General features: G+C 74.3%; 19 protein-coding genes and 2 pseudogenes. 11 read left to right on the top strand and 10 right to left on the bottom strand.

Going from position 1 to position 19,137, the window contains the following annotated elements; all coding sequences use genetic code 11:
* Positions 1-1,537 (bottom strand): hypothetical protein (locus tag AB0K37_RS15325; protein WP_363980493.1); only part of this gene is annotated, 1,537 nt, incomplete at its 3' end.
* Between the two features lie 154 nt (positions 1,538-1,691).
* On the opposite strand from AB0K37_RS15325, the gene AB0K37_RS15320 reads away from it, so the two are divergent.
* Positions 1,692-2,768 carry a DMT family transporter gene (locus AB0K37_RS15320; protein WP_363980502.1) on the top strand — a complete coding sequence of 359 codons (1,077 nt, stop codon included), beginning with the start codon at positions 1,692-1,694 and terminating at the stop codon, positions 2,766-2,768.
* Between the two features lie 10 nt (positions 2,769-2,778).
* Here the strand turns inward: AB0K37_RS15320 and AB0K37_RS15315 are convergent, their stop codons facing one another.
* Positions 2,779-3,621: an ABC transporter permease gene (locus AB0K37_RS15315; protein ID WP_363980490.1), complete on the bottom strand. Its 843-nt coding sequence runs from the start codon at positions 3,619-3,621 to the stop codon at positions 2,779-2,781.
* A gap of 17 nt (positions 3,622-3,638) precedes the next feature.
* Complete coding sequence (locus tag AB0K37_RS15310) at positions 3,639-4,586, bottom strand: ATP-binding cassette domain-containing protein (RefSeq protein ID WP_363980487.1); 948 nt, start codon at positions 4,584-4,586, stop codon at positions 3,639-3,641.
* Positions 4,587-4,680: 94 nt separating this feature from the next.
* Between AB0K37_RS15310 and AB0K37_RS15305 the strand changes: the two genes are divergently transcribed.
* The 3 genes from AB0K37_RS15305 (at position 4,681) to AB0K37_RS15295 (ending at position 7,933) form a co-directional block, all read left to right on the top strand.
* Complete coding sequence (locus tag AB0K37_RS15305) at positions 4,681-5,406, top strand: TetR/AcrR family transcriptional regulator (protein WP_363980484.1); 726 nt, start codon at positions 4,681-4,683, stop codon at positions 5,404-5,406.
* A 55-nt stretch (positions 5,407-5,461) separates the two neighbouring features.
* Positions 5,462-6,808, top strand: a complete 1,347-nt coding sequence (locus AB0K37_RS15300; RefSeq protein WP_363980481.1) for a hypothetical protein — start codon at positions 5,462-5,464, stop codon at positions 6,806-6,808.
* Between the two features lie 99 nt (positions 6,809-6,907).
* Positions 6,908-7,933, top strand: a complete 1,026-nt coding sequence (locus AB0K37_RS15295) for a DUF6569 family protein (RefSeq protein ID WP_363980479.1) — start codon at positions 6,908-6,910, stop codon at positions 7,931-7,933.
* 253 nt (positions 7,934-8,186) lie between these two features.
* Here AB0K37_RS15295 and AB0K37_RS15290 read toward each other — a convergent pair whose 3' ends face one another.
* Complete coding sequence (locus AB0K37_RS15290; protein WP_363980499.1) at positions 8,187-9,452, bottom strand: APC family permease; 1,266 nt, start codon at positions 9,450-9,452, stop codon at positions 8,187-8,189.
* A 222-nt stretch (positions 9,453-9,674) separates the two neighbouring features.
* On the opposite strand from AB0K37_RS15290, the gene AB0K37_RS15285 reads away from it, so the two are divergent.
* From AB0K37_RS15285 to AB0K37_RS15275, 3 genes are read left to right on the top strand one after another with little or no spacing between them, the layout of a single operon-like run.
* A complete protein-coding gene (locus AB0K37_RS15285) occupies positions 9,675-10,460 on the top strand; it encodes an ArsR family transcriptional regulator (RefSeq protein ID WP_363980476.1) in 786 nt (261 codons plus the stop codon).
* A complete protein-coding gene (locus AB0K37_RS15280; RefSeq protein WP_363980473.1) occupies positions 10,457-10,834 on the top strand; it encodes a VOC family protein in 378 nt (125 codons plus the stop codon). Before AB0K37_RS15285 ends, AB0K37_RS15280 begins: the two co-directional genes overlap by 4 nt.
* Positions 10,835-10,894: 60 nt before the next feature.
* Entirely contained in the window at positions 10,895-11,305 is a 411-nt protein-coding gene (locus AB0K37_RS15275; RefSeq protein WP_363980470.1) for an SgcJ/EcaC family oxidoreductase, read from the top strand.
* Here AB0K37_RS15275 and AB0K37_RS15270 read toward each other — a convergent pair.
* A pseudogene (locus AB0K37_RS15270) lies at positions 11,302-12,350 on the bottom strand (alkene reductase). The gene AB0K37_RS15275 and the pseudogene AB0K37_RS15270 overlap by 4 nt on opposite strands.
* A 163-nt stretch (positions 12,351-12,513) precedes the next feature.
* On the opposite strand from AB0K37_RS15270, the gene AB0K37_RS15265 reads away from it, so the two are divergent.
* Both AB0K37_RS15265 and AB0K37_RS15260 read left to right on the top strand, forming a co-directional pair.
* A complete protein-coding gene (locus tag AB0K37_RS15265) occupies positions 12,514-13,374 on the top strand; it encodes a sigma-70 family RNA polymerase sigma factor (protein ID WP_363980467.1) in 861 nt (286 codons plus the stop codon).
* Positions 13,375-13,421: 47 nt separating this feature from the next.
* On the top strand, positions 13,422-13,691 hold the full coding sequence (locus AB0K37_RS15260; RefSeq protein ID WP_363980464.1) for a helix-hairpin-helix domain-containing protein: 270 nt from the start codon (positions 13,422-13,424) through the stop codon (positions 13,689-13,691).
* Between the two features lie 102 nt (positions 13,692-13,793).
* On the opposite strand, the gene AB0K37_RS15255 is transcribed toward AB0K37_RS15260, so the two are convergent.
* Genes AB0K37_RS15255 through AB0K37_RS15245 form a run of 3 tightly spaced genes read right to left on the bottom strand, consistent with a single transcriptional unit; the run spans position 13,794 to position 16,023 of the window.
* Positions 13,794-15,029 carry a DUF6596 domain-containing protein gene (locus tag AB0K37_RS15255; RefSeq protein ID WP_363980461.1) on the bottom strand — a complete coding sequence of 412 codons (1,236 nt, stop codon included), beginning with the start codon at positions 15,027-15,029 and terminating at the stop codon, positions 13,794-13,796.
* Positions 15,026-15,349: a YciI family protein gene (locus AB0K37_RS15250; RefSeq protein ID WP_363980458.1), complete on the bottom strand. Its 324-nt coding sequence runs from the start codon at positions 15,347-15,349 to the stop codon at positions 15,026-15,028. Before AB0K37_RS15250 ends, AB0K37_RS15255 begins: the two co-directional genes overlap by 4 nt.
* A gap of 53 nt (positions 15,350-15,402) precedes the next feature.
* A complete protein-coding gene (locus tag AB0K37_RS15245) occupies positions 15,403-16,023 on the bottom strand; it encodes a dihydrofolate reductase family protein (RefSeq protein WP_363980455.1) in 621 nt (206 codons plus the stop codon).
* Positions 16,024-16,363: 340 nt separating this feature from the next.
* Between AB0K37_RS15245 and AB0K37_RS15240 the strand changes: the two are divergent.
* Positions 16,364-16,642, top strand: a pseudogene (locus AB0K37_RS15240) (hypothetical protein); the annotation flags it as partial.
* Here the strand turns inward: AB0K37_RS15240 and AB0K37_RS15235 are convergent.
* Together AB0K37_RS15235 and AB0K37_RS15230 are read right to left on the bottom strand one after the other, a co-directional pair.
* The gene (locus tag AB0K37_RS15235) at positions 16,604-17,485 is read right to left on the bottom strand and encodes a PhzF family phenazine biosynthesis isomerase (protein ID WP_363980452.1); all 882 of its coding nucleotides are present in this window, start codon (positions 17,483-17,485) and stop codon (positions 16,604-16,606) included. The pseudogene AB0K37_RS15240 and the gene AB0K37_RS15235 sit on opposite strands and share 39 nt — an antisense overlap.
* A gap of 204 nt (positions 17,486-17,689) precedes the next feature.
* Entirely contained in the window at positions 17,690-17,995 is a 306-nt protein-coding gene (locus AB0K37_RS15230; protein WP_363980449.1) for a DUF1330 domain-containing protein, read from the bottom strand.
* 188 nt (positions 17,996-18,183) lie between these two features.
* Between AB0K37_RS15230 and AB0K37_RS15225 the strand changes: the two genes are divergently transcribed.
* Positions 18,184-19,086 carry a LysR family transcriptional regulator gene (locus AB0K37_RS15225; RefSeq protein ID WP_363980446.1) on the top strand — a complete coding sequence of 301 codons (903 nt, stop codon included), beginning with the start codon at positions 18,184-18,186 and terminating at the stop codon, positions 19,084-19,086.
* Positions 19,087-19,137: the final 51 nt, after the last annotated feature.

Below are 19,137 nucleotides of genomic sequence, written 5' to 3'. Positions count from 1 at the left end.
GAAATGAAGGGAGGCGCCCGATGGGAGCGCCCGAGACGAGAAGGACCCCGCCGCGACGGGAGGCGCCGCCCACTGCGGCCCGGCGTGGAGTGTCGGCGCCGGTGGCGGCGCGCTCGGCGGCCATGTGGGCGCGGGCGGCCTTGATGATGTCCCACGCCGACAGCTCGTCGGTGGAGGGCGGGGTGTGCATGGCCGGGGACGTCAGCTCCGCCGCGACCGCCTGCGGCACCGCGAACCCCGTCGTCGGCGGCGGCACCTGCGCCAGCCGGCACCACGTCAGCCCGAGGGTGTAGCTGGTGGCCAGCAGCGCGGCCAGGGCGTCGGAGTCGTCGCTGCGCAGCGCGTCGGGCAGCCGCCCGTCGCGCGGCCAGAGCGACCGCAGCGGGTTGGCCGGGTCGTTCAGCACCGCCTGCAGCGTGCGGGCGCTGTCGGCGTCCAGCCAGTGCTGCAGCGCCTGCAGCGCGCCCGGCGCGGCCTGCAGGTCGGCGGCCAGCACCGCGATCCCGGCGCGGCGGACCTCGTCGTGGCTGCGGCCCGCCGCGGCCGGGCGCGGCCCGGTCAGCTCCGCGACGATCTCCTGCAGGTCGTACAGGGCCAGGCGCAGGTACTCGCCGGGCGCGGTGTCGCGGACCATCGGGGTGGCGAACTCGGCGGGGCAGCGGCGCCGCCACTCCTGCAGGATCGCCTCGGGCCCGTACCGGACGGTGGCCATGTCCTGGTTGACCATGCGCAGGGACGCCGCGGTCACCGCGGCCAGCGCGTCGGCGCCGGGGCGGAACCGGGGGTCGGCCTGCAGCCCGGCGGCGACCTCGTACATGACGCGGGCGATGTGCGCGGCGCCGCCGCCGTCGCCGGCGCCGAGCCGGTGGACGTAGTAGCCGGCCAGGGTGGCGAAGTCCGGCGGCATCATCCAGTGCAGGTGGTCGGCCGAGGTGGTCAGGAACGGGATGAACGACTCGATCAGCGGGTGCTCGGTCAGCACCACCGGGGACCCGGCGCACCACAGCAGCGCGCCCCACGCGGCGGCGACGGTGCTGGGCGTGCCGGGCTGGAACATCGGGTCGCGCTGGGCGAACTGCTGCGGGTTCACCGCCAGCGCGGTGGTCAGGGCCTGGGAGATGCGGGCGACGACGGCGGTGTCGGGGACGGGCCCGAGGAATCCCAGCGGCGCCACGCGCCCGGCCGACAGGTCCGGGCCGGTGGGGAACAGCTGCGGCGGGACGGGCGGCGTCCCGGCGCCCTGGGGCGCGGGGACGGCGACGCGGCGGTCCTCGAACTGCGCGGGGGGCGGGCAGGGGTGCCAGGTGCCGTCCAGGCCGCACCGGTACCAGCGTCCCCACGCGCCGTACAGCCACCACTCGCCGGCGCCCCACAGCATCCGCGCGGCGATCTGCGCCGCCCGGTCGGCCGGCTGGGCGCTCTGCCACCACGGTGAGGCCACCAGCTCGCGCACGTTGCCCTCGACCGAGGCGAACAGGTCGCCGCTCGGGCCCCCTCCGGTTCCGCCGGGCCCCGCCCCGGCCGACTGCCAGCTCATCCGGCGAATAGTAGTGGCCGCGGGCGTCGCGTCCGGCATCGCCCGCATTACAGGCCGGTATCCCGCCATCGACCTGTAAGGAGTGTTATGACAGGATGCTCATTAGCCCGCCGGGAGCGGGCTCTGCGGCACACCGCACGACCCGGGGGTGAGGATGGACGTCGCCGCGCGGACCCGCGCCGGGGGACTGGCCCTGGCGGTGCTGTCCTCGGTGTGCTTCGGGGCGTCCGGGCCGCTCGGCAAGGCCCTCATCGAGGCCGGAATCGGCCCCCTGCAGGCGGTGTGGCTGCGCATCACGGTCGCCGCGCTGGTCCTTGCGCCGCTGCCGTTCCTGCTGCGCGGGCGGGCCGCCGCCCGCGGCCTGCGCCCCCACCTGCCCGCCCTGGCCCTCTACGGCCTGACCGGCGTCGCCGGCTGCCAGGCCTTCTACTTCGTGGCCGCCTCGCGCCTGCCGGTCGGGGTGGCGATCCTGCTGGAGTTCAGCGGCCCGGTCATCGTGCTGGCGTGGCTGCGGCTGGTGCGCCGCACGCCCGTGCACCGCAGCGCCGCCGCCGGCGTCGCGATCGCCATGGCCGGCCTCGCCCTGGTCGTGCAGGTGTGGACAGGGCTGTCGCTGGACCCGGTCGGCCTGGCCGCCGGGCTCGGCGCCGCCGCCTGCCAGGCGAGCTACTTCCTCATCGTCGACCGCCTGGCCGGCAAGGTCGACGCCCTCGTCATCACCTCCGCCGGCGGCGTCGTCGCCGCCCTCGCCCTCACCGCCCTGGCCGCGCCGTGGACGCTGCCCTGGCAGGTGCTGCCCGCCCCGGTGCCCGTCGCCGGGCACGCCGCGCCCGGCTGGGCGCTGGTCGCCTGGATCGGCCTGGTCAGCACCGTCCTGGCCTACCTCACCGGCGTCGCCGGGCTGCAGCGCCTGTCGGCGCAGGTCGGCGGCGCCATCTGCTACACCGAGGCCGTCGCCGCCGCCCTCATCGCCTGGGCCGTCCTCGGGGAGCGCCTCACCGCCGCGCAGATGACCGGCGGCGCGATCGTGCTGGCCGGCGCCTACATCGCCCAGCGCGCCACCGTCACCCACCCCGAGGTCCTGCACGTCACCGCCCCCGCGGACCGCCCGCCGGACGGTGATGCGCAGGGCGGTGGTGCGCAGGGCGGTGGTGCGCAGACCGGTGCACGCGACGCCGCGCAGGGCGGCGGGACGGGCCCGCAGCCCAGCCCCGCCCCCCTGCGCCCCTGACCGGCCCCGGTCAGGCGTTCTCGCGGCGGAACCGGCGGGCGCCCAGCGCCACCGACGCCGCCGCCAGCGCGACCGCCACCAGCGCCCCCTCCGCGACCGCCACCGTCGCGAAGTCGCCCAGGAACGCCGCCCGCGCCGCGTCCACCATGTAGCGGAACGGCGTGAACCGCGACACCGCGTCCAGCCACCCCGGCGCCAGGCTCATCGGCAGCAGGATCCCCGACAGCAGCATCAGCGGCAGCGTCACCGACGTCAGGATCGGCGCGAACGCGTCCTCGCTGCGCGTGCGCAGCGCCACCACGTACGACAGGGACGCCACGCTCACCGCCAGAGCCACCACCAGCGCCAGCCCGACGGCGATCCCGCCCACCGGGGCCCGCAGCCCCAGCGCCAGCCCGACCGCCACCACCACCGCGCCCTGGAACGCGACCACGACGGTGTCGCGCAGGACCCGCCCCAGCAGCAGCGCGGTGCGGCTGGCCGGGGTGACCCGCAGCCGGTCCACCACCCCCGACCGCAGATCCGCGATCAGCCCGAACCCCGCGAACCCGGCGCCGAACAGCGCCAGCTGGATCAGCACCCCGGGCACGAACACCTGCCAGGCGCTGCCCGCGCCGAACCCGCGCACGTCCACCAGGTCCGTCAGCAGCGGCCCGAACAGCACCAGGTACAGCAGCGGCTGCACCGCGCCGAACACCACCGCGACCTTGCTGCGCAGCGTCTGCCGCATGTACCGCAGGAAGATCAGGCGGGTGTCGGAGGCGACCCGCGCGGCAGCGGCGGCCCGGCCCGGCGCCGCGGGCGCCGCGGGCGCCGCGGGCGCTTCGACGGAAGCGGTCTGTTCACCAGACATGGGGGAAACTCCTCGGTTCAGGCCGCGTCGCGCAGCGAGCGGCCGGTGACGGTGAAGAACACGTCGTCCAGCGTGGGGCGGGCCAGGTTCAGCGACGCCAGCTCCACCCCCGCGCCGTCCAGCGCGCGGATCAGGGACATCAGCGCCGTCTCGCCGTCCTCGACGGTCAGCCGCAGCGTCCCGCCGGACACGGCGGCCTCGCGGACGGCCGGATGCGCCGCCAGCGCCCTGCGGGCGCCCTCGACGCCGGCGGCGTCCGCCAGCTCCACCGTGACCACGTCCCCGGCGACGCGGCGCTTGAGCTCGGCGGGCGTGCCCTCGGCGACGATGCGGCCCCGGTCGATGATCAGCAGCCGGTCGCACAGCGCGTCGGCCTCGTCCAGGTAGTGCGTGGTCAGGAACACCGTCGCGCCGTCCCGGTCGCGCATGGCGCGGATGTGGTCCCACAGGTTGCCGCGGCTCTGCGGGTCCAGTCCCGTGGTGGGCTCGTCCAGGAACAGCAGCGGCGGACGGTGCACCAGCCCGAGCGCGATGTCCAGGCGGCGGCGCTGCCCGCCCGACAGCGACCCCGCCGGACGCGACCCGAGGCCCTCCAGGTCCAGGCGTCCGCACAGCTCGGCGATCCGCGCGGACCGGTCGCGCACCCCGTACAGGCGGGCCTGCAGGTCCAGCTCTTCGGCGACCGGGACGCCCGGGTCGGTGCCGCCGCCCTGAGCGACGTAGCCGATGCGGCGCCGCACCGCCGCCGGATCGGCGCGCAGGTCGTGGCCGGCGACGGTCGCGGTGCCCGCGGTCGGCGCCAGCAGCGTCGTCAGCATCCGCAGCGTGGTGGTCTTGCCGGCCCCGTTGGGGCCGAGGAACCCGACGACCTCGCCGGGCGCGACCGACAGGTCCACGCCGCGGACGGCCTCGACCGTCCCGTGCCCGCCGGTGAAGGTGCGGGCGAGCCCGCGAGCCTCGATCACGATGACCTCCTTGAGAACGACGGCCGCTAGCGTAACCCCAATTTTGCAGTCACTCCAAATTTTCAGTGACACCAGGGAAGGTATATTTCCGTGCATGGGTGAGGACCACGTCCCCGGCGTCGAACCGGAACTGGGACTGCGGGAGCGCAAGAAGCGCGAGACGCGGCGCCGCATCGCCGACATCGCCACCGGCCTGTTCATGACCCGCGGGTTCGACAACGTCACCATCGCCGACGTCGCCCGCACCGCCGACGTGTCGGTCAACACCGTCTTCAACTACTTCAGGACCAAGGAAGACCTGTTCTTCGACCGGCAGGACGAGATCATCGAGGCCGCCGGGCGCGACTTCCGCGACCGCCGCCCCGGCGAGGGCGCCGTGGCCCTGTTCCGCCGCCGCTTCTTCGAGGGCCTGGACGCCCGCGCCTACCAGACCGCCTTCCACGAGGGCTCGGAGGTCTGGGCCCGCACCGTGCGCGCCAGCCCCGCCCTCATGGCCCGCCAGCGCGAGATCGGCCGCCAGGCCCAGGACCGCCTCGCCGACCTGCTCGCCGAGGCCACCGGCGCCGGCCCCGACGACATCGCCCCCCGCGCCGCCGCCGCCATGATCTTCGCCGTGCAGAACACGCTCGTCGAGCAGATCGCCGACCGCAAGAGCGCGGGGGAGACCCTCCAGGAGATGGCCGAGGACGTCTACGCCGCCGCGGCCCGCGCCTTCGACCTGCTCGAACACGGCCTCGGCCACTACGCCGCCGCACCCGCCGCCCCGCCCGGCGCCGCCACCTCCGACACCGCCGGCCAAGCCCCGGCCACCGGAAAATGAGTGTCGACCCACCGCGGATCATTCCTAGACTCCAGGGTTGCGGAGGCCGACAACCATGGACACCCCCACGCTCCTTGCCCACCTGCACCACCACGACACCGCCCTGACCCTGCCCCGGGGCGCTCACCTGCGCTGGGACGACGCGGACCTGCACCGCGCCGCGCACACCGGCGACCCCGAGGGCTACGCCCTGCTCGGCCTGGCCCCCGGCGTCCGGCCCTGGCAGCGCGCCCGCGTGCTGCTGCAGGTCCTCGCCGCCTCCCAGGCCGGCCTGGACGACCGCGCCCGCGCCGTGCAGGCCCGCGTCGCCCGCGTCCTGACCCTGGGCCTGCCGCCCGCCCACGTCATCACCGTCCTGCTCGCGCTGCGGCGGCTGCGCGCCAACCACAAGCACACCACCCGCGCCGCGCTGCGGTTCGTCCTGGAGCACCCCGCCGCCGACGCCCTCATCGCCGCGCGCCGCCCCGCCCTGCGCGACTGCTTCGAGCACGCCCTCGGCACCGCCACCGCCCGCGGCTGCGCCGGCCGCATCGCCGGCGGCGACACCGCCTCCGAGTACCTCCAGCGGCGCCTGCTGCGCTTCCTCACCGACCCCGCCGCCGCGCCCGACCGCGTCCAGGCCCTCTACAACCCCGACGACGCGGCGACCCGCACCACCGCGGCCGACCCCGCCGCGGTCGACAGGCCCGTGCTGCCCGTCGACACCGTCCGCCGGCGGCCCGCCACCATCACCGCCACCAACCGCGGCGACATCGCCGCCACCCTCGTCCACCTCTACCGGGGCGGGCCCTCCGAAGACCTCTACGCCGCCCTCGGCCGCCAGGTCGGCGCCGCAGCCGCGGAGTTCCCCCGCTTCACCGGCACCCTCGCCCTGGTCATGGACGCCTCGGCGTCCATGCGCGGCTACGGCGACCGCGAATGGGCCGCCCTGTCCCAGGCCGCCGCGCTGCGCATGGTGCTGTCGCAGGTGTGCGCCCGGCTGGAGGTCATCGAGACCGGCGGCGACGAGCGCGCCCCGCGCGGCGCCACCGACCTGGCCACCGGCGTCCTGGACGCCCTGGGCGCCGAACCCGACCTGGTCGCCGTCGTCTCCGACGGCTACGAGAACGTCTACCCCGGCGACCTGGCCAGGGTCGTGGCGAGCCTGCCGCACGCCGGCATCACCACCCCCGTGGTGTTCTGCCACTCCCAGTTCACCGGCAGCGACGACCTGACCCTGCGCCGCCCCGCCCCGTCCCTGCCGCAGCGCGGCTTCTGGCACCAGGACGACTTCGCCGAACTGCTGCCCTGGATGTTCGGGCACTGCGACGCCGGCGCCCCCTGGCTGCGCGCCGCCCTGCACGACCGCCTGGACGCCCTCGACCGGCAGGCCGACACCCTCACCGCCCGCATCGCCGCCTGAACCGCCGCCTGAACCGCCGCCCGAACCGGCCTCCGCGCGCACGCCACGCGCCCGCGCACGCCCGCACCCGCGCACGCCCAGACCTGAAGGGAGCACCGCATGACCCGCATGACGGCGCTCGACACCCTCGTCCCCGGCCCCCTCAGCCTCGCCGGACACCGCCTGGGCACCCCCCAGCAGGCCGGCGCGCTCACCATGGTCCCCATCGCCGGGCCCGCCCTCCCCGGCTTCGCGCCGCCCCGCACCGGCCTCAAACTGACCCGCGTCGCCGGCTACGGGCAGGTCGAGCTCGCCAACCGCGCCGACTCCGGCGTCGCCATCGTCCCCCTGCACATCGGCTACATCCAGGACCGCGCCCAGAACCACGCCCTGTGCCGGTCGGCGTTCCTGGCCGCCGGGCAGACCGTGCGCTTCGACGACGCCTGCTGCGTCCAGCAGAGCCAGGGCGGCTACCTCAGCGAACGCGACCAGTGGTTCTTCGTCCTGCCGCTGGAGCTGCGCGCCCGCGCCCTGGACCTGCGCGGCGTCACCGGGTACAGCAAGCTGTGGGACGACATCGCCGCCCTCAACGCCCGCCACGGCCTGCCCCGCCGCGGCCACCTGGAGCAGATCCTGTCCCGCAAGCGCGCCGTGCTGACCCAGTTCCAGTCCCGCCTGGAACCGCAGCCCGGCCAGCTCGGCGCCCTGTTCTTCGTCTCCGGCCGCTTCGCCGGCCTGGAGATCGCACCCGACCCCGGCTACTTCGCCGAGATGTGGACCGCACTGGTCTGCTTCGCCTACGGCGTCGCCGCCTGGCACGCCGAACCCGCCCCGCCCGGCCCCGGCGCCGCCCTCTGCGACGGCGTCCGGCACGACGCGACACCGTACGGGACGACACCGTACGAGACGACGGCGTACGGGGCGGCGGGGCTCGCCGGGCTCCGCGCCGCCCTGGAACGCGACCGCTCCGCCCGCCTCACCGAGATCGGCGGCTGGCTCGCCGACCTCCCCACCGGCCCCGTCGAACTCCACGAGGAGGAGCGCTACCTCGACCTGCGGCTGTCCACCGTCACCGGCCCCCACCTGGCCGGGCAGATCGTCACCGACGGCGACCGCACCGTCTACGCGTCCCTGTTCGCCCGCTGACCGCCCGCCCCCGGGGCGCCCCCTTGAGAAAAAGGGGTTGCCCCCGGGGCGCGGCGCCCGGTTGAATCAGAACCGCGGGAACTGTGCCGGGCGCGTCAGGCCGAAACCCCGATTCCAAATCCGGGAAAACGCGCGATGCTCGAGACATCGTCAAGGCGATTGCAGACCTGACGAGGCGCCGGCCGCCTGTCCCGCCACTCCGTCCAGGTAAGGCTCCAGAACCGACCTCACCTGCGGCGGCGTCTCCCTCCCCCTACCCGCCACCGGGTATGCCGCCGGGCGCGCCCGGGCCCCGCCGCCGCAGCACCAGCCACCGGCCGCCCAGCCCCACGGCGAACATCGCCGCCCCCGCCAGCACCGACGTCCACGGCAACGTCGCCACCAGGACCACGCACCCCGCGCCGCCGAGCACGTTGAGCGCCCGCGGCCAGCGGCGTTCGGCCGCCGGCTGCGTGAACGCGCTCGCGTTGGCGACCGCGTAGTACACCAGGACGCCGAACGAGGAGAACCCGATCACCCCCCGCAGGTCCGCGGCCGCCACCAGCACGCACACCGCGACCGCCACGGCGACCTCGGCGTGGTGCGGCACCCGGTGCCGGGGATGCACGGCCGCCAGCCACCCCGGCAGATCGCGGCGCCGCGCCATCGCCAGCGCCGTGCGGCCGATCCCGGCGATCAGCGCCAGCAGCGCGCCCAGCGACGCCAGCGCCGCGCCCACCCGCACCACCGGCGCCAGCGCCCCCGCCCCCGCCGCCTCGACCGCCGCCGCCAGCGGCGCGGCCGCGTCCGCCAGCACCTCCGGACCCGCCGCCAGCAGCGCCGCCACCCCCACCACCAGGTACACCGCCACCGCGATGAACAGCGCGACCGGGATCGCCCGGGGGATCGTGCGGGCCGGCTCGCGCACCTCCTCACCCATCGTCGCGATGCGGGCATAGCCGGCGAAGGCGAAGAACAGCAGCCCCGCCGCCTGCAGGACGCCGTACGCGCCGCCCTCGCCCACCGCGGCCCACCCGCCCAGATGCGCCGCGCTCGCCCGCCCGCCCGCGGCGATCCCCGCCACCACCACCGCCAGCGCCGCCAGGCTGGCGACCACCAGCACCCGCGTCAGCAGCGCCGTCCTGGTCACGCCCCGGTAGTTCAGCGACGCCAGCGCCGCCACGGCAGCCGCCGCGACCGCGCGGCGCGCCCACCCCGGACCCGGCACCGCGTAGGAGGCGAAGGCGAGCGCCATCGCCGCGCACGAGGCCGTCTTGCCCACCACGAAACCCCAGCCCGCAGCGAACCCCCACCACGGGCCCAGCCGCTCGCGGCCGTACACGTAGGTGCCGCCGGACGTCGGATACACCGCCGCCAGCTGCGCCGAGGCGACCGCGTTGCAGTACGCGACCACCGCCGCGACCACCAGCCCCACCAGCAGCCCCGTGCCCGCCACCCGCGCCGCGGGCCCGAACACGGCGAACACCCCCGCCCCGACCATCGACCCGAGCCCGATCAGCACCGCGTCCCCGGTGCCCAGCCGCCGCGCCAGCCGCTCACCCCCCGCGGGCGCCGCGCCCGCCCCAGGCCCCGCCGTCCCGGCCGCGCCCGTTTCAGACGCGCCCGTTTCAGACGCGCCCGTTTCAGACGCGCCCGTTTCAGACGCGGCCGCCGAAGGCCCGCCCCGGTTCCGGCGCCGCAACGCCATCGCCCACCCCCTCGCCCGCTACTCCATCAAACTCATTTGATGTATCGTCCGGGCATGGCGTCACCGAGTCAAGCCGCCCCGGCGTTCGTGCGGCTGGCCGCCCACCCGCTGCGCTGGCGGCTGCTGACCGCCCTCGCCGACGGCGACCTGCGCGTCCGCGAACTCACCGACCTGGCAGCCGCGCCGCAGAACCTCGTCTCCTACCACCTGCGCCTGCTGCGCGACGGCGGCCTCGTCACCGCCGCCCGCAGCAGCCACGACGGCCGCGACAGCTACTACCGCCTGGACCTGGACCGCTGCGCCGACGCCCTCGCCGAAGCCGGCGCCGCCCTGCACCCCGCGCTGCGGCCCGCCCCCGCGACCCCGCGCCTCCCCGACGGCCCGCAGGACCGGGCGGCCCCTGCCGTGCTGTTCGTGTGCACCGGCAACAGCGCGCGCTCACCGATCGCCGAAGCCCTCCTACGCCACCACGCCGACGGCCGCGTCACCGCCGCCAGCGCCGGCACCCGCCCCAAAACCGAGATCCACCCCCGCGCCGTCCAGGTCCTGCGCGAGCGGTACGGCATCGACATCTCCGCGCAGCACCCCCGCCGCCTGGACGCCCTGCCCCGCCGCTTCGACCGCGTCATCACCCTGTGCGACAAGGCCCGCGAAGCCTGCCCCGACTTCGGCGACCACGCCCGGCACGCCCACTGGAGCACCCCCGACCCGGCCACGGCGCCGGACACGCCCGCGGCCTTCCACCAGGTGGCGGCCGACCTCGACGCGCGCGTGCGCCACCTGCTGCCCCTCCTCGCCCAGACATCACAGCCCACGCCTACAACGGAGGAACACCCGTGACCGGACACGAGACGCACGCAGGCGTCCGCTACCTCGTCGACGACGTCCAGGCAGCCGTCGACTTCTACACCGCCCACCTCGGCTTCACCCTCAACCACGACGCGGCGCCCGCGTTCGCCGACGTCGTGCGCGGCCCGCTGCGCCTCCTGCTGTCGGGACCCGCCAGCTCCGGCGCCCGCGCCACACCCGCGGACGCCGCCGTCGCCGGAGGGAACCGCATCCACCTGACCGTCGACGACCTGGACGCCGAGATCTCCCGGCTGCGCCGCGCGGGCCTGACCTTCCGCAGCGACCTCGTCACCGGCCCCGGCGGCCGCCAGATCCTGATCGCCGACCCCGCCGGAAACCTCGTCGAACTCTTCCAGCCTGCATAACCAACGCTTCTGGAAACCAGAAGAACCATCTCTTGGACTTCTCGGCCCGAGGCGACCACGATGAGAGGTGACAACACCAACGACCTGGGGGAAGCCATGACGCAGTACGAGAAGGCCATGCGGCCGGAAGACCTCACCCGACTGTTCGTCGAACGCTCCAACGCCGGCGACGCGGCCGGCGTCGCCGCCCTCTACGAGGAGGACGCGGTGATGGCCTACCCGCCCGGCTCCCAGACCGTGGGACGCCAGGCCATCCGCGAACTGTGGGAGAAGGTCCTGGCCGGCCGCCCCCGTTTCACGCCCGAGGAGCCGCTGCCCACCCTGATCAGCGGCGACCTCGCCCTCACCTCCACCCCGCCCAAGGACGGGGCCGGCGCACGCGCGCAGGTCGTCCGGCGCCAGCCCGACGGCAGCTGGCTGCGCGTCCTGGACCAGCCCGAGTTCGTCACGCCCCCCGCGGCCGGCGCCTAGGACCCCGCCCACACCGGATAGTCGACATACCCCCGCGCGCCTCCGCCGTAGTGGGTGGCCTCGTCGCCGCCCGCCACGGCGAGGCCCAGCGCGAACCGGGCGACCAGATCCGGGTTGGCGATGAACGGCCGCCCGAACGACACCGCGTCGGCGATCCCCGCCTCGACCACCGCGTTCCCCGACTCTCGCCCGAAACCGTGATTGGTGACCAGCGCACCGTCGAACAGCTTGCGGTAGCGGGCGAACTCGTCCAGGTCCGGCACCGCGCCCGGCCCGGGCAGGGCCCGCCCGCGCAGATGCAGGTAGGCCAGGGGACGGGTGCTCAGCTCCGCCACGAGGGCGTCGTAGGCGGCGAGCGTCGCCTCGCCCGCGGTGTAGGGGTAGTCGGCGTGGCGCGCCTGGGCCGAGGTGTCGCGCACGCTCCACCACGGCGACAGCCGGACCCCGGCGCGGCGCCCCTCCCACGCAGCCGTCACCGCGTCCACGACTTCCAGAAGAAGGCGGCCCCGGTCCGCGCCGTAGGCGTCGGCGCGGCGGTTCAGGCGCGGGTTCAGGAACTGCGCGAGCAGGAACGTGCCGTTCGCGGCGACCTCCACCCCGTCGAACCCCGCCCGCCGCGCTCGCTCGGACGCCGCGCCGTACGCGGCGACCGTCTCCTCGATCTCCGCGCGCGTCATCTCCCGGGGCGTGACCGTCGCCCTGGGGCCCGCCGCCGTCCAGCACACCTCGCCCGGATCGACCGCCGACGGCCCCGCGGGCCGCGCCCCGCCCCGGTGGTCGGGATGGGAATGGGCGCCGGTATGCCACAACTGCAGCACGATCCGCCCGCCCAGCGCGTGGACGAGACCGGTGACGCGGCGCCACGCCTCCACCTGCCGCTCCCCGTAGATGCCCGGGACGCCGGGGAACCCGACCGCCCGCTCACCCACCCACGCCCCCTCGCGATGATCAGCCCGGCCGTGGCGCGCTGCCCGTAGTAGACGGCGTGCAGGTCCGTCGGCTCCAGGCCGGGACCGGACGCGCGCGACCGCGTCAACGGGGCCATCACCACCCGGTTGGGCAGCTCCAGATCCCCCAGCGCCACCGGCCGCAGCAGCGGCTGCCCGCCCGGCTCGCTACCCTCGTCATGTCGGACCATCTGACTCCCCGGCCGTCGTCGTTTCTCGGATGCCACGAAGCAGACGCACCACGGCACGGAAAGGTGACCGATGCACGACCAACTCGCCGAACGCTTCGAGGCGCACCGTGCCGCCCTGCGCGCCGTCGCCTACCGGATGCTCGGCAACACCGTCGAGACCGACGACGCCGTCCAGGAGGCGTGGCTGCGGCTCACCCGCCACGGCCCCGCCGGAATCGACGACCTGGAGGCGTGGCTGCGCACCGTCGTGGCCCGCATCTGCCTCGACATGCTCCGCGCCCGCACCTCCCGGCGCGAGGAACCCTACGGATGGCACTCACCCGTCCAGACCGAGGACGGCGACCCCGAAACCGAGACCGTCCTCATCGAATCGGTCGGCCGCGCCATGCTCGTCGTCCTGGACACCCTCGGCCCCGCCGAACGCGTCGCGTTCGTCCTGCACGACGTGTTCGCCGTCCCCTTCGACCAGATCGCGCCCATCGTCGAGCGCAACCCGGCCGCCGCCAAGAAACTCGCCAGCCGCGCCCGCCACCGCGTCCGCGGCGCCGCCGCCCCACCGCCCCCCGAACGCGCCGAACAGCACCGCGTCGTCGAGGCGTTCCTCGCCGCCGCCCGCAGCGGCGACCTCGACGCCCTCCTCGCCGTGCTGGCCCCCGACGTCGTCCGCCGCGCCGACCACGCCGCCCTCACCCCCGGCCGCCCCGCCGTCCTGCACGGCGCCGGCCCGGTCGCCCGCGAGATGCAGCTGTTCGGCCGCCGCGCCAGGTACGCCGCGCCGGCCCTCGTCGACGGGACGATCGGCGCCGTCGTCGCCCCGCACGGCCGCCTCCTGCTCGCCCTCGCCGTCACCGTCCACGACGGCCGCGTCACCGGCTACGAGATGATCGCCGACCCCGCCCGCCTCACCGCCCTCGACCTCGCCGTCCCTTGACCGATTCCTACAAGACCGCCCCGCCTCACCACGCCTACGTTGGCCTTATGAGCAGCGAACTGTCCGAACTGGCGAACGTGGGACCGGCCGTCGCCGCCTACTTCGACCGCATCGGCATCACCACCATCGCCCAACTGGAGGGCCTGGACCCCGTCGAGCTGTACGAGCGGATGTCGGCCGCCCACGGCCGCCGCCTCGACCCCTGCCTGCTCGACACCGTCATGTCCGCCGTCGACCAGGCTGAAGGAAAGCCCGCCCGCCCCTGGTGGCACTACACCCCCGAACGAAAACGCCTCCTCGCCGACGCCCGCCCCTGATTCGTGGACGCGGCCCGCCGTCGACGGTGAGGATGGCGTCCAGGGTGAACAGCGAGCCCTTCAAGGTTCCCGGGACCACGACGCCGCCGCCGCGCGCGGGCGCTATCGCAGTTGGTCGCGGCGGCGTGTCAGGTAGGCGGTCTCCGCGGTGTTGCCCGCCAGCTCGATGGCCTTGTCGTAGGCCTCGCGCGCCTCACGGCCGCGGTGCAGCCGGCGCAGCAGGTCGGCGCGGGTGGCGTGGTAGGCGTGGTAGCGGGCCAGCCTGCTTTCGAGACGGTCGACGGCTGCCAGCGCCACCTGCGGGCCGTCGAGTTCGGCGACCGCGATGGCCCGGTTGAGGGCGATCACCGGGGAGGCGTCGAGGCGGACGAGCTGGTCGTAGAGGGCGAGGACCTGCGACCAGTCGGTGTCGCGGACGTCGCGGGCGGAGGTGTGCACGGCGTTGATCGCGGCGAGGATCTGGTAGCGGCCCGGAGCCGTCCCGGCGGCGGCAGCGGCGAGGCGCTCGCGCACCAGCCGGTGCCCCTCGGCGATCAGCGCCGCGTCCCAGGCCCCGCGGTCCTGCTCGGTCAGGGGGACCAGTTCGCCTCCGGCCGAGACCCGGGCGGTGCGGCGGGCCTCGGTGAGCAGCATCAGCGCCAGCAGCCCGGCCACCTCGCCGTCGTCCGGCATCAGGGCACGGAGCAGGCGGGTGAGCCGGATCGCCTCGGCGGTCAGGTCCCGGCGCACCGGACCGGCGCCGGGGCCCGTCGCCAGGTAGCCCTCGTTGAACACCAGGTACAGGACGGCGAGCACACCGGTCACACGCGCCGGGAGGTCCTCGGCGGACGGCACCCTGTAGGGGATGCCAGCCGCCTTGATCTTGGCTTTCGCGCGTGTGATCCGCCGCTCCAGGGCGGTGTCGGCGACCAGGAAGGCGCGGGCGATCTCTGGCACGGTCAGGCCGCCGACCATGCGCAGCGTCAGCGCCACGCGCGTCTGCATCGCCAGCGCCGGGTGACAGCAGGTGAAGATCAGCCGGAGGCGGTCGTCGTCGATGGCGCCGACGGGCTCGGGCGGGTCGTCGTCGTACACCCTCCGAGCCTCCATGTGCTTGTCGTCGCGCTTGTTCTCGCGCCGGATCCGGTCGATGGCCCTGCGGCAGGCGGTGGTGGTCAGCCAGCCGCCGGGGTTGGGAGGCACGCCGTCGGCCGGCCACCGCTGCACGGCGGTCGCGAACGCCTCGGCCGCCGCCTCCTCGGCGATGTCGAGGTCGCCGAAGCGCCTGGTCAGGGCGGCGACCACCCGCGCCCACTCCTCGCGGTGGGCGCGGGTGATCGCCTCCTGGACGTCGCTCACAGGAACGGCCGCACTTCGATCTTCCGGTCGCAGACCCTCGACGCCTCCGCGGCGAGCTTCAGCGCCACGTCCAGATCGGGGGCCTCCCACACCCAGACCCCGGCGAGGTACTCCTTCGACTCCACGAAGGGCCCGTCGCTGAACACCGCTTCGTCGCCCCGGTTGTCGACGACCGTGGCCGCGTCGGTGTCCGCGAGTCCGCCCGCGAAGACCCAGTGGCCCTCGGCGATCAGTCGTTCGTTGAACGCGCTGATGGCAGGCTGCCTGTCGGTGCTGCCGGGATCGCTCTTGTCATCGATCACGGAAACCAGATACCGCATATGAAGATCATCTCCTGTGGCGCCGCGACGACGCCGTTCGGTGGGCGGTGACTTCAGGCCGTCGGGTACTGCGGGCGCCCGGCCGGCCGGTAGACCTGGATCGTCACACCCTTCGAGTCGACGCGCGACTCGATCAGGTCGAGCGCGAGATCGGGCCCCGCGGCCGGGAACAGCCGCGCTCCCTGGCCGACGACCACCGGGACGGTGATCAGGGTCATCTCGTCCACCAGGTCGTTCTCCAGCAGCCACCGGGTCAGGGTGCCGCTGCCGTGCACCTGCAGCTCACCGCCCGGCTTGGCCTTCAGCTCCCGGACGGCGGCCGCGAGGTCACCGGACAGGACGGTCGTGTCCGACCACGCCGGGTCCGTGAGCCCGGTCGACGCCACGTACTTGGGCCGTGTGTTCAACGCCTCCACGACGGACTCCCAGGCAGGGGCGTCCTGGACCGTGAGCGTCCCCCACGAGCCCGCGAACAGCTCGTAGGTCCGCCGCCCGAACAGGAACGCCTCCGCGCGCCGGTAGGTCCGGTTGATCAACGCGTGGGTTTCAGCGTCGCCCTTCCCCAGGGCCCAGCCGCCGCGCTCGAACCCGTTCCCGCGGTCCTCGTCCGACGCGCCGCCGTTGCCCTGCACCACTCCGTCGACGGTGACCTGAGTCATGGTCGTCAGCTTCATGATCGCTGTCCCTCGCCTTGGCGCCGCCCCTCGTGGCCGGCCTCACCCCTGCCACGAACACCCCCGCCCCGATCCGACACCGCCTCCCGAAATTCTTCGAGGAAATTTCCGGGATGCCGACCATCAGCGGGCCGACGACACGACAGCTTCTCTTCACGCGGTCCATTGAAAGGTCAGTGTCGTGCGTGGCGAAGGATCAGCAGCTGACCGATCTCGGCGGCGTTCTTCATGAGCTCGATGTGTACCGGCCGGGTGTCGGCGAGGACGAGGCGTGGCCGGGCCTGGATGAGGTGCTGTCGAACAAGACGATCGCCCGGGACCTGACCGCCAACACGACGACCAGATGGTCAAGTACGCCACCGCGCTGCGGCCGAAGAGCACTGAGGCGCACCAGATGCTGCGGCGCTTCACCCGCGGCGGCCCCAAGCACCCCACCTACCAGGCCATCGAAATCACGATTCACCTGCACGGGATAACCGCGCCTTTGACGCCGCGTTCCGCTGACGGCCGCCGCCAGGTGCCAACGCTTGACCGCAGCGGACAGCCCCAGCCCCATGCGCGGATCGCAGAACGGGACGGTCTAGTCGTCGCCTCGGTGTCCGTCGCGGACCACCGCTAGCCCGCCGACCCGGGTCATGATGCCCGCCGGCCCGCGTCGGGCCGAAGCGAGCACGCTGGCCGGTCGACCGAGTGTGTCACCCTGCTCCACCTCGATCGCGACCGTCTGCGCCCCTGTCGCGTCGAGCATGTGGGCGGCCAGGCAGCCGGTGCTGTTGGCGTTGGCGACGTCCTCGTCGACACCGATCGCCGGCGCGAACATCCGCGCCGCACCCGGTCGGTCGCCCACCGGCGGTACGTACACGAAACAGCCGAGCAGCCCGTACCGCCGGCACGCCGCTGCCAGCCTGCCGAGGTGTGGACGGACTCGGAGCAGCACCGACCGGTCGCGGACCGGTACCAGCATGCGTGGTGCGCCGGGCGCGGCGATCCGTGGCGCGTCGGTCGGATGCGGGTCGTCCGCGGTGAGCCCGAGCGCGGCGACGATCGCGGCGCGCTCGTCCGGTACCGGGTGACGCAGCGCGACGAGGCCCTGGTCGAACCACACCTCGATGCCGGCGGGGCGGCGGATCGCGACGGTGTCGAACGTGCGCCCGCCGGTGTGCTGGCGGTCGTTCAGCTCGCCCAGCGCGGTGCGGGTCAACCGGACGGCCTGCGCGGCAACGGTGCCGTGCCCGCAGCCGGACAGTTCGGCGGTGGCGGTGAAGAACCGGACCGGCCAGCCACCGTCCGGCGTCCGCCCCGGGCCGAGGAACGCCGCGTGGGAGGCGCCGGCCGCGGCAGCGACCGCACGCCGGTCCGCGTCCGTCGCCGCCGGGTCGTCGTCGGTGACGGCCGTGGGGCTGCCGCCCCGGCCGTCGCGCCGCACGCACGCATCAACCACCGTGACATCCGGCCAGGACATCGGCCCCCCTTTGACACTCAACGAACCGGCAACCGCGAGCGGCGTCCGCCGATAGCCGGAGCCGCCACGGCCGACCGAACTCGTCCCGGAGCGTACCGTCCTGCCTCAGCCGGTGCCGTCCTGCCCCGGATAGTGGATGACGACCGCACCGCCGGGGGCGTGCGTATCAGGTGACGGATGCTCAACGATGGCAGGGCCCGCCGGTCAGTCGACGCCTTCGATGATGCGGAAGTCGCGCTCGACGCCGTCGGGGAGGGCCGCCAGCGCCTTCTGGTATGCCTCGCTTTCGTATGCCGCGACGGCCTGTTCAAAGCTGTCGAACTCGATCAGAACGACGCGTTGCGTGATTCCGGCCTCGTGGGCGACGACTCGACCGCCACGGGACGGGAGGAGGGACAGGACCCGCCCGCCCCCAGCCTGGACGGCCGGACCGGCCAGCTTGTCGTAGGCGGCCAGCATCTCAGGGTCGGAAATGGCGGGATAGACACTGACCCAGTAGCCCTTAGCCATGGAAACCTCCTATGTTCGACCGGACACGTCTGACTTCGAATTGACACACAGATCGATCGATCCCGGCGACCGGTGCTGCGGCCCGTTGAATCGTCATATGCGCAGGTTAGGGCTCGATATGCGGTCGAGGGAAAGACCGGTACGGGATAGACTCAGAACGGATCGTTATCAATCGGCAGGGAGGGTGCGTGGCGCCGGATACGGTGAGCCTGCGGTACTTCCTGGTGCTGGCGCAGGAGTTGAACTTCACCCGCGCGGCCGCACGGATCGGTATCGCACAGCCCGCACTCAGCGCCCGGATGCGCCGATTGGAGGCGGAACTCGGTACGGCCCTGCTGGTCCGCAACACGCGTAGCGTCGTATTGACCACGGCCGGTGCGGCTTTGGCGGAGTCCGCGCCGCCCGCGCTGGCGGCGCTGGACCGGGCGTGGGACACCGCCCGGAGCGCGGCGGCCGGTGAACTGGGCACGCTGCGCATCGGATACAGCCTCAGCACCGGGGCCGAGACGGTACCGGCCCTGGTGGACAGGCTGATTCGCGGCAACAGCGGACTCGAGGTCGGCGCGGTCCCGATGGCGACACCGGAGATATCCCCCGCGGTCGCCGACGGCCGCATCGATGCGGGGATCACCCGCGGTGAACAGCCGGGCCGTGGCGTGCGCCGGCTCCTGCTGCGGCGTGAGCGCGTCGGGGTCCAGCTGGCGCAGCACCATCCGCTGGCCGAACACCCGGAGATCGAGATCGCCGACGCGGCCGCGTATCCGCTGCGACTCCCGGACCGCGCGACCAACCCCGTGATCCACGATCAGCTGTACGCGCTGTTCCGGGACACCCGGCCACACCCCCGATTCCACACGCCCGCAGTCTCTTTCGACATGTCTCAGCGCGACCTGCGCGACGGGGTCACCCTCGCCCCTGCCGGAGAAGCCGCGGTCACGGTCCAACCGGCCGGTCTCACCTGGCGACCGCTGCGGGGCGCGCCCAGCCTGACGATCCACCTGGTCCTCCCACGCGAGCAGTCGCCACTACACCGTCGCATCCGTGCCGTCGCCAAAACCCTGGCGCACGAACTGCACTGGCTGCCGGACTGACGCGCAAGAGGGAGCCAGCTTGCCCCGGAGCGACCCGCAGAGCTACTTCGG

Source organism: Actinomadura sp. NPDC049753 (assembly GCF_040674655.1).
Lineage (GTDB): Bacteria > Actinomycetota > Actinomycetes > Streptosporangiales > Streptosporangiaceae > Spirillospora > Spirillospora verrucosospora.
Note: the sequence above shows the minus strand (reverse complement) of the source record. Positions and strands in the feature narration are given on the sequence as shown.

Coding starts and splice junctions, on each gene's coding strand:
- AB0K37_RS15320 (WP_363980502.1), top strand. CDS start 1,692: ATGGACGTCGCCGCGCGGACCCGCGCCGGGGGACTGGCCCTGGCGGTG.
- AB0K37_RS15315 (WP_363980490.1), bottom strand. CDS start 3,621: ATGTCTGGTGAACAGACCGCTTCCGTCGAAGCGCCCGCGGCGCCCGCG.
- AB0K37_RS15305 (WP_363980484.1), top strand. CDS start 4,681: ATGGGTGAGGACCACGTCCCCGGCGTCGAACCGGAACTGGGACTGCGG.
- AB0K37_RS15300 (WP_363980481.1), top strand. CDS start 5,462: ATGGACACCCCCACGCTCCTTGCCCACCTGCACCACCACGACACCGCC.
- AB0K37_RS15295 (WP_363980479.1), top strand. CDS start 6,908: ATGACCCGCATGACGGCGCTCGACACCCTCGTCCCCGGCCCCCTCAGC.
- AB0K37_RS15285 (WP_363980476.1), top strand. CDS start 9,675: ATGGCGTCACCGAGTCAAGCCGCCCCGGCGTTCGTGCGGCTGGCCGCC.
- AB0K37_RS15275 (WP_363980470.1), top strand. CDS start 10,895: ATGAGAGGTGACAACACCAACGACCTGGGGGAAGCCATGACGCAGTAC.
- AB0K37_RS15265 (WP_363980467.1), top strand. CDS start 12,514: ATGCACGACCAACTCGCCGAACGCTTCGAGGCGCACCGTGCCGCCCTG.
- AB0K37_RS15260 (WP_363980464.1), top strand. CDS start 13,422: ATGAGCAGCGAACTGTCCGAACTGGCGAACGTGGGACCGGCCGTCGCC.
- AB0K37_RS15250 (WP_363980458.1), bottom strand. CDS start 15,349: ATGCGGTATCTGGTTTCCGTGATCGATGACAAGAGCGATCCCGGCAGC.
- AB0K37_RS15245 (WP_363980455.1), bottom strand. CDS start 16,023: ATGAAGCTGACGACCATGACTCAGGTCACCGTCGACGGAGTGGTGCAG.
- AB0K37_RS15235 (WP_363980452.1), bottom strand. CDS start 17,485: ATGTCCTGGCCGGATGTCACGGTGGTTGATGCGTGCGTGCGGCGCGAC.
- AB0K37_RS15230 (WP_363980449.1), bottom strand. CDS start 17,995: ATGGCTAAGGGCTACTGGGTCAGTGTCTATCCCGCCATTTCCGACCCT.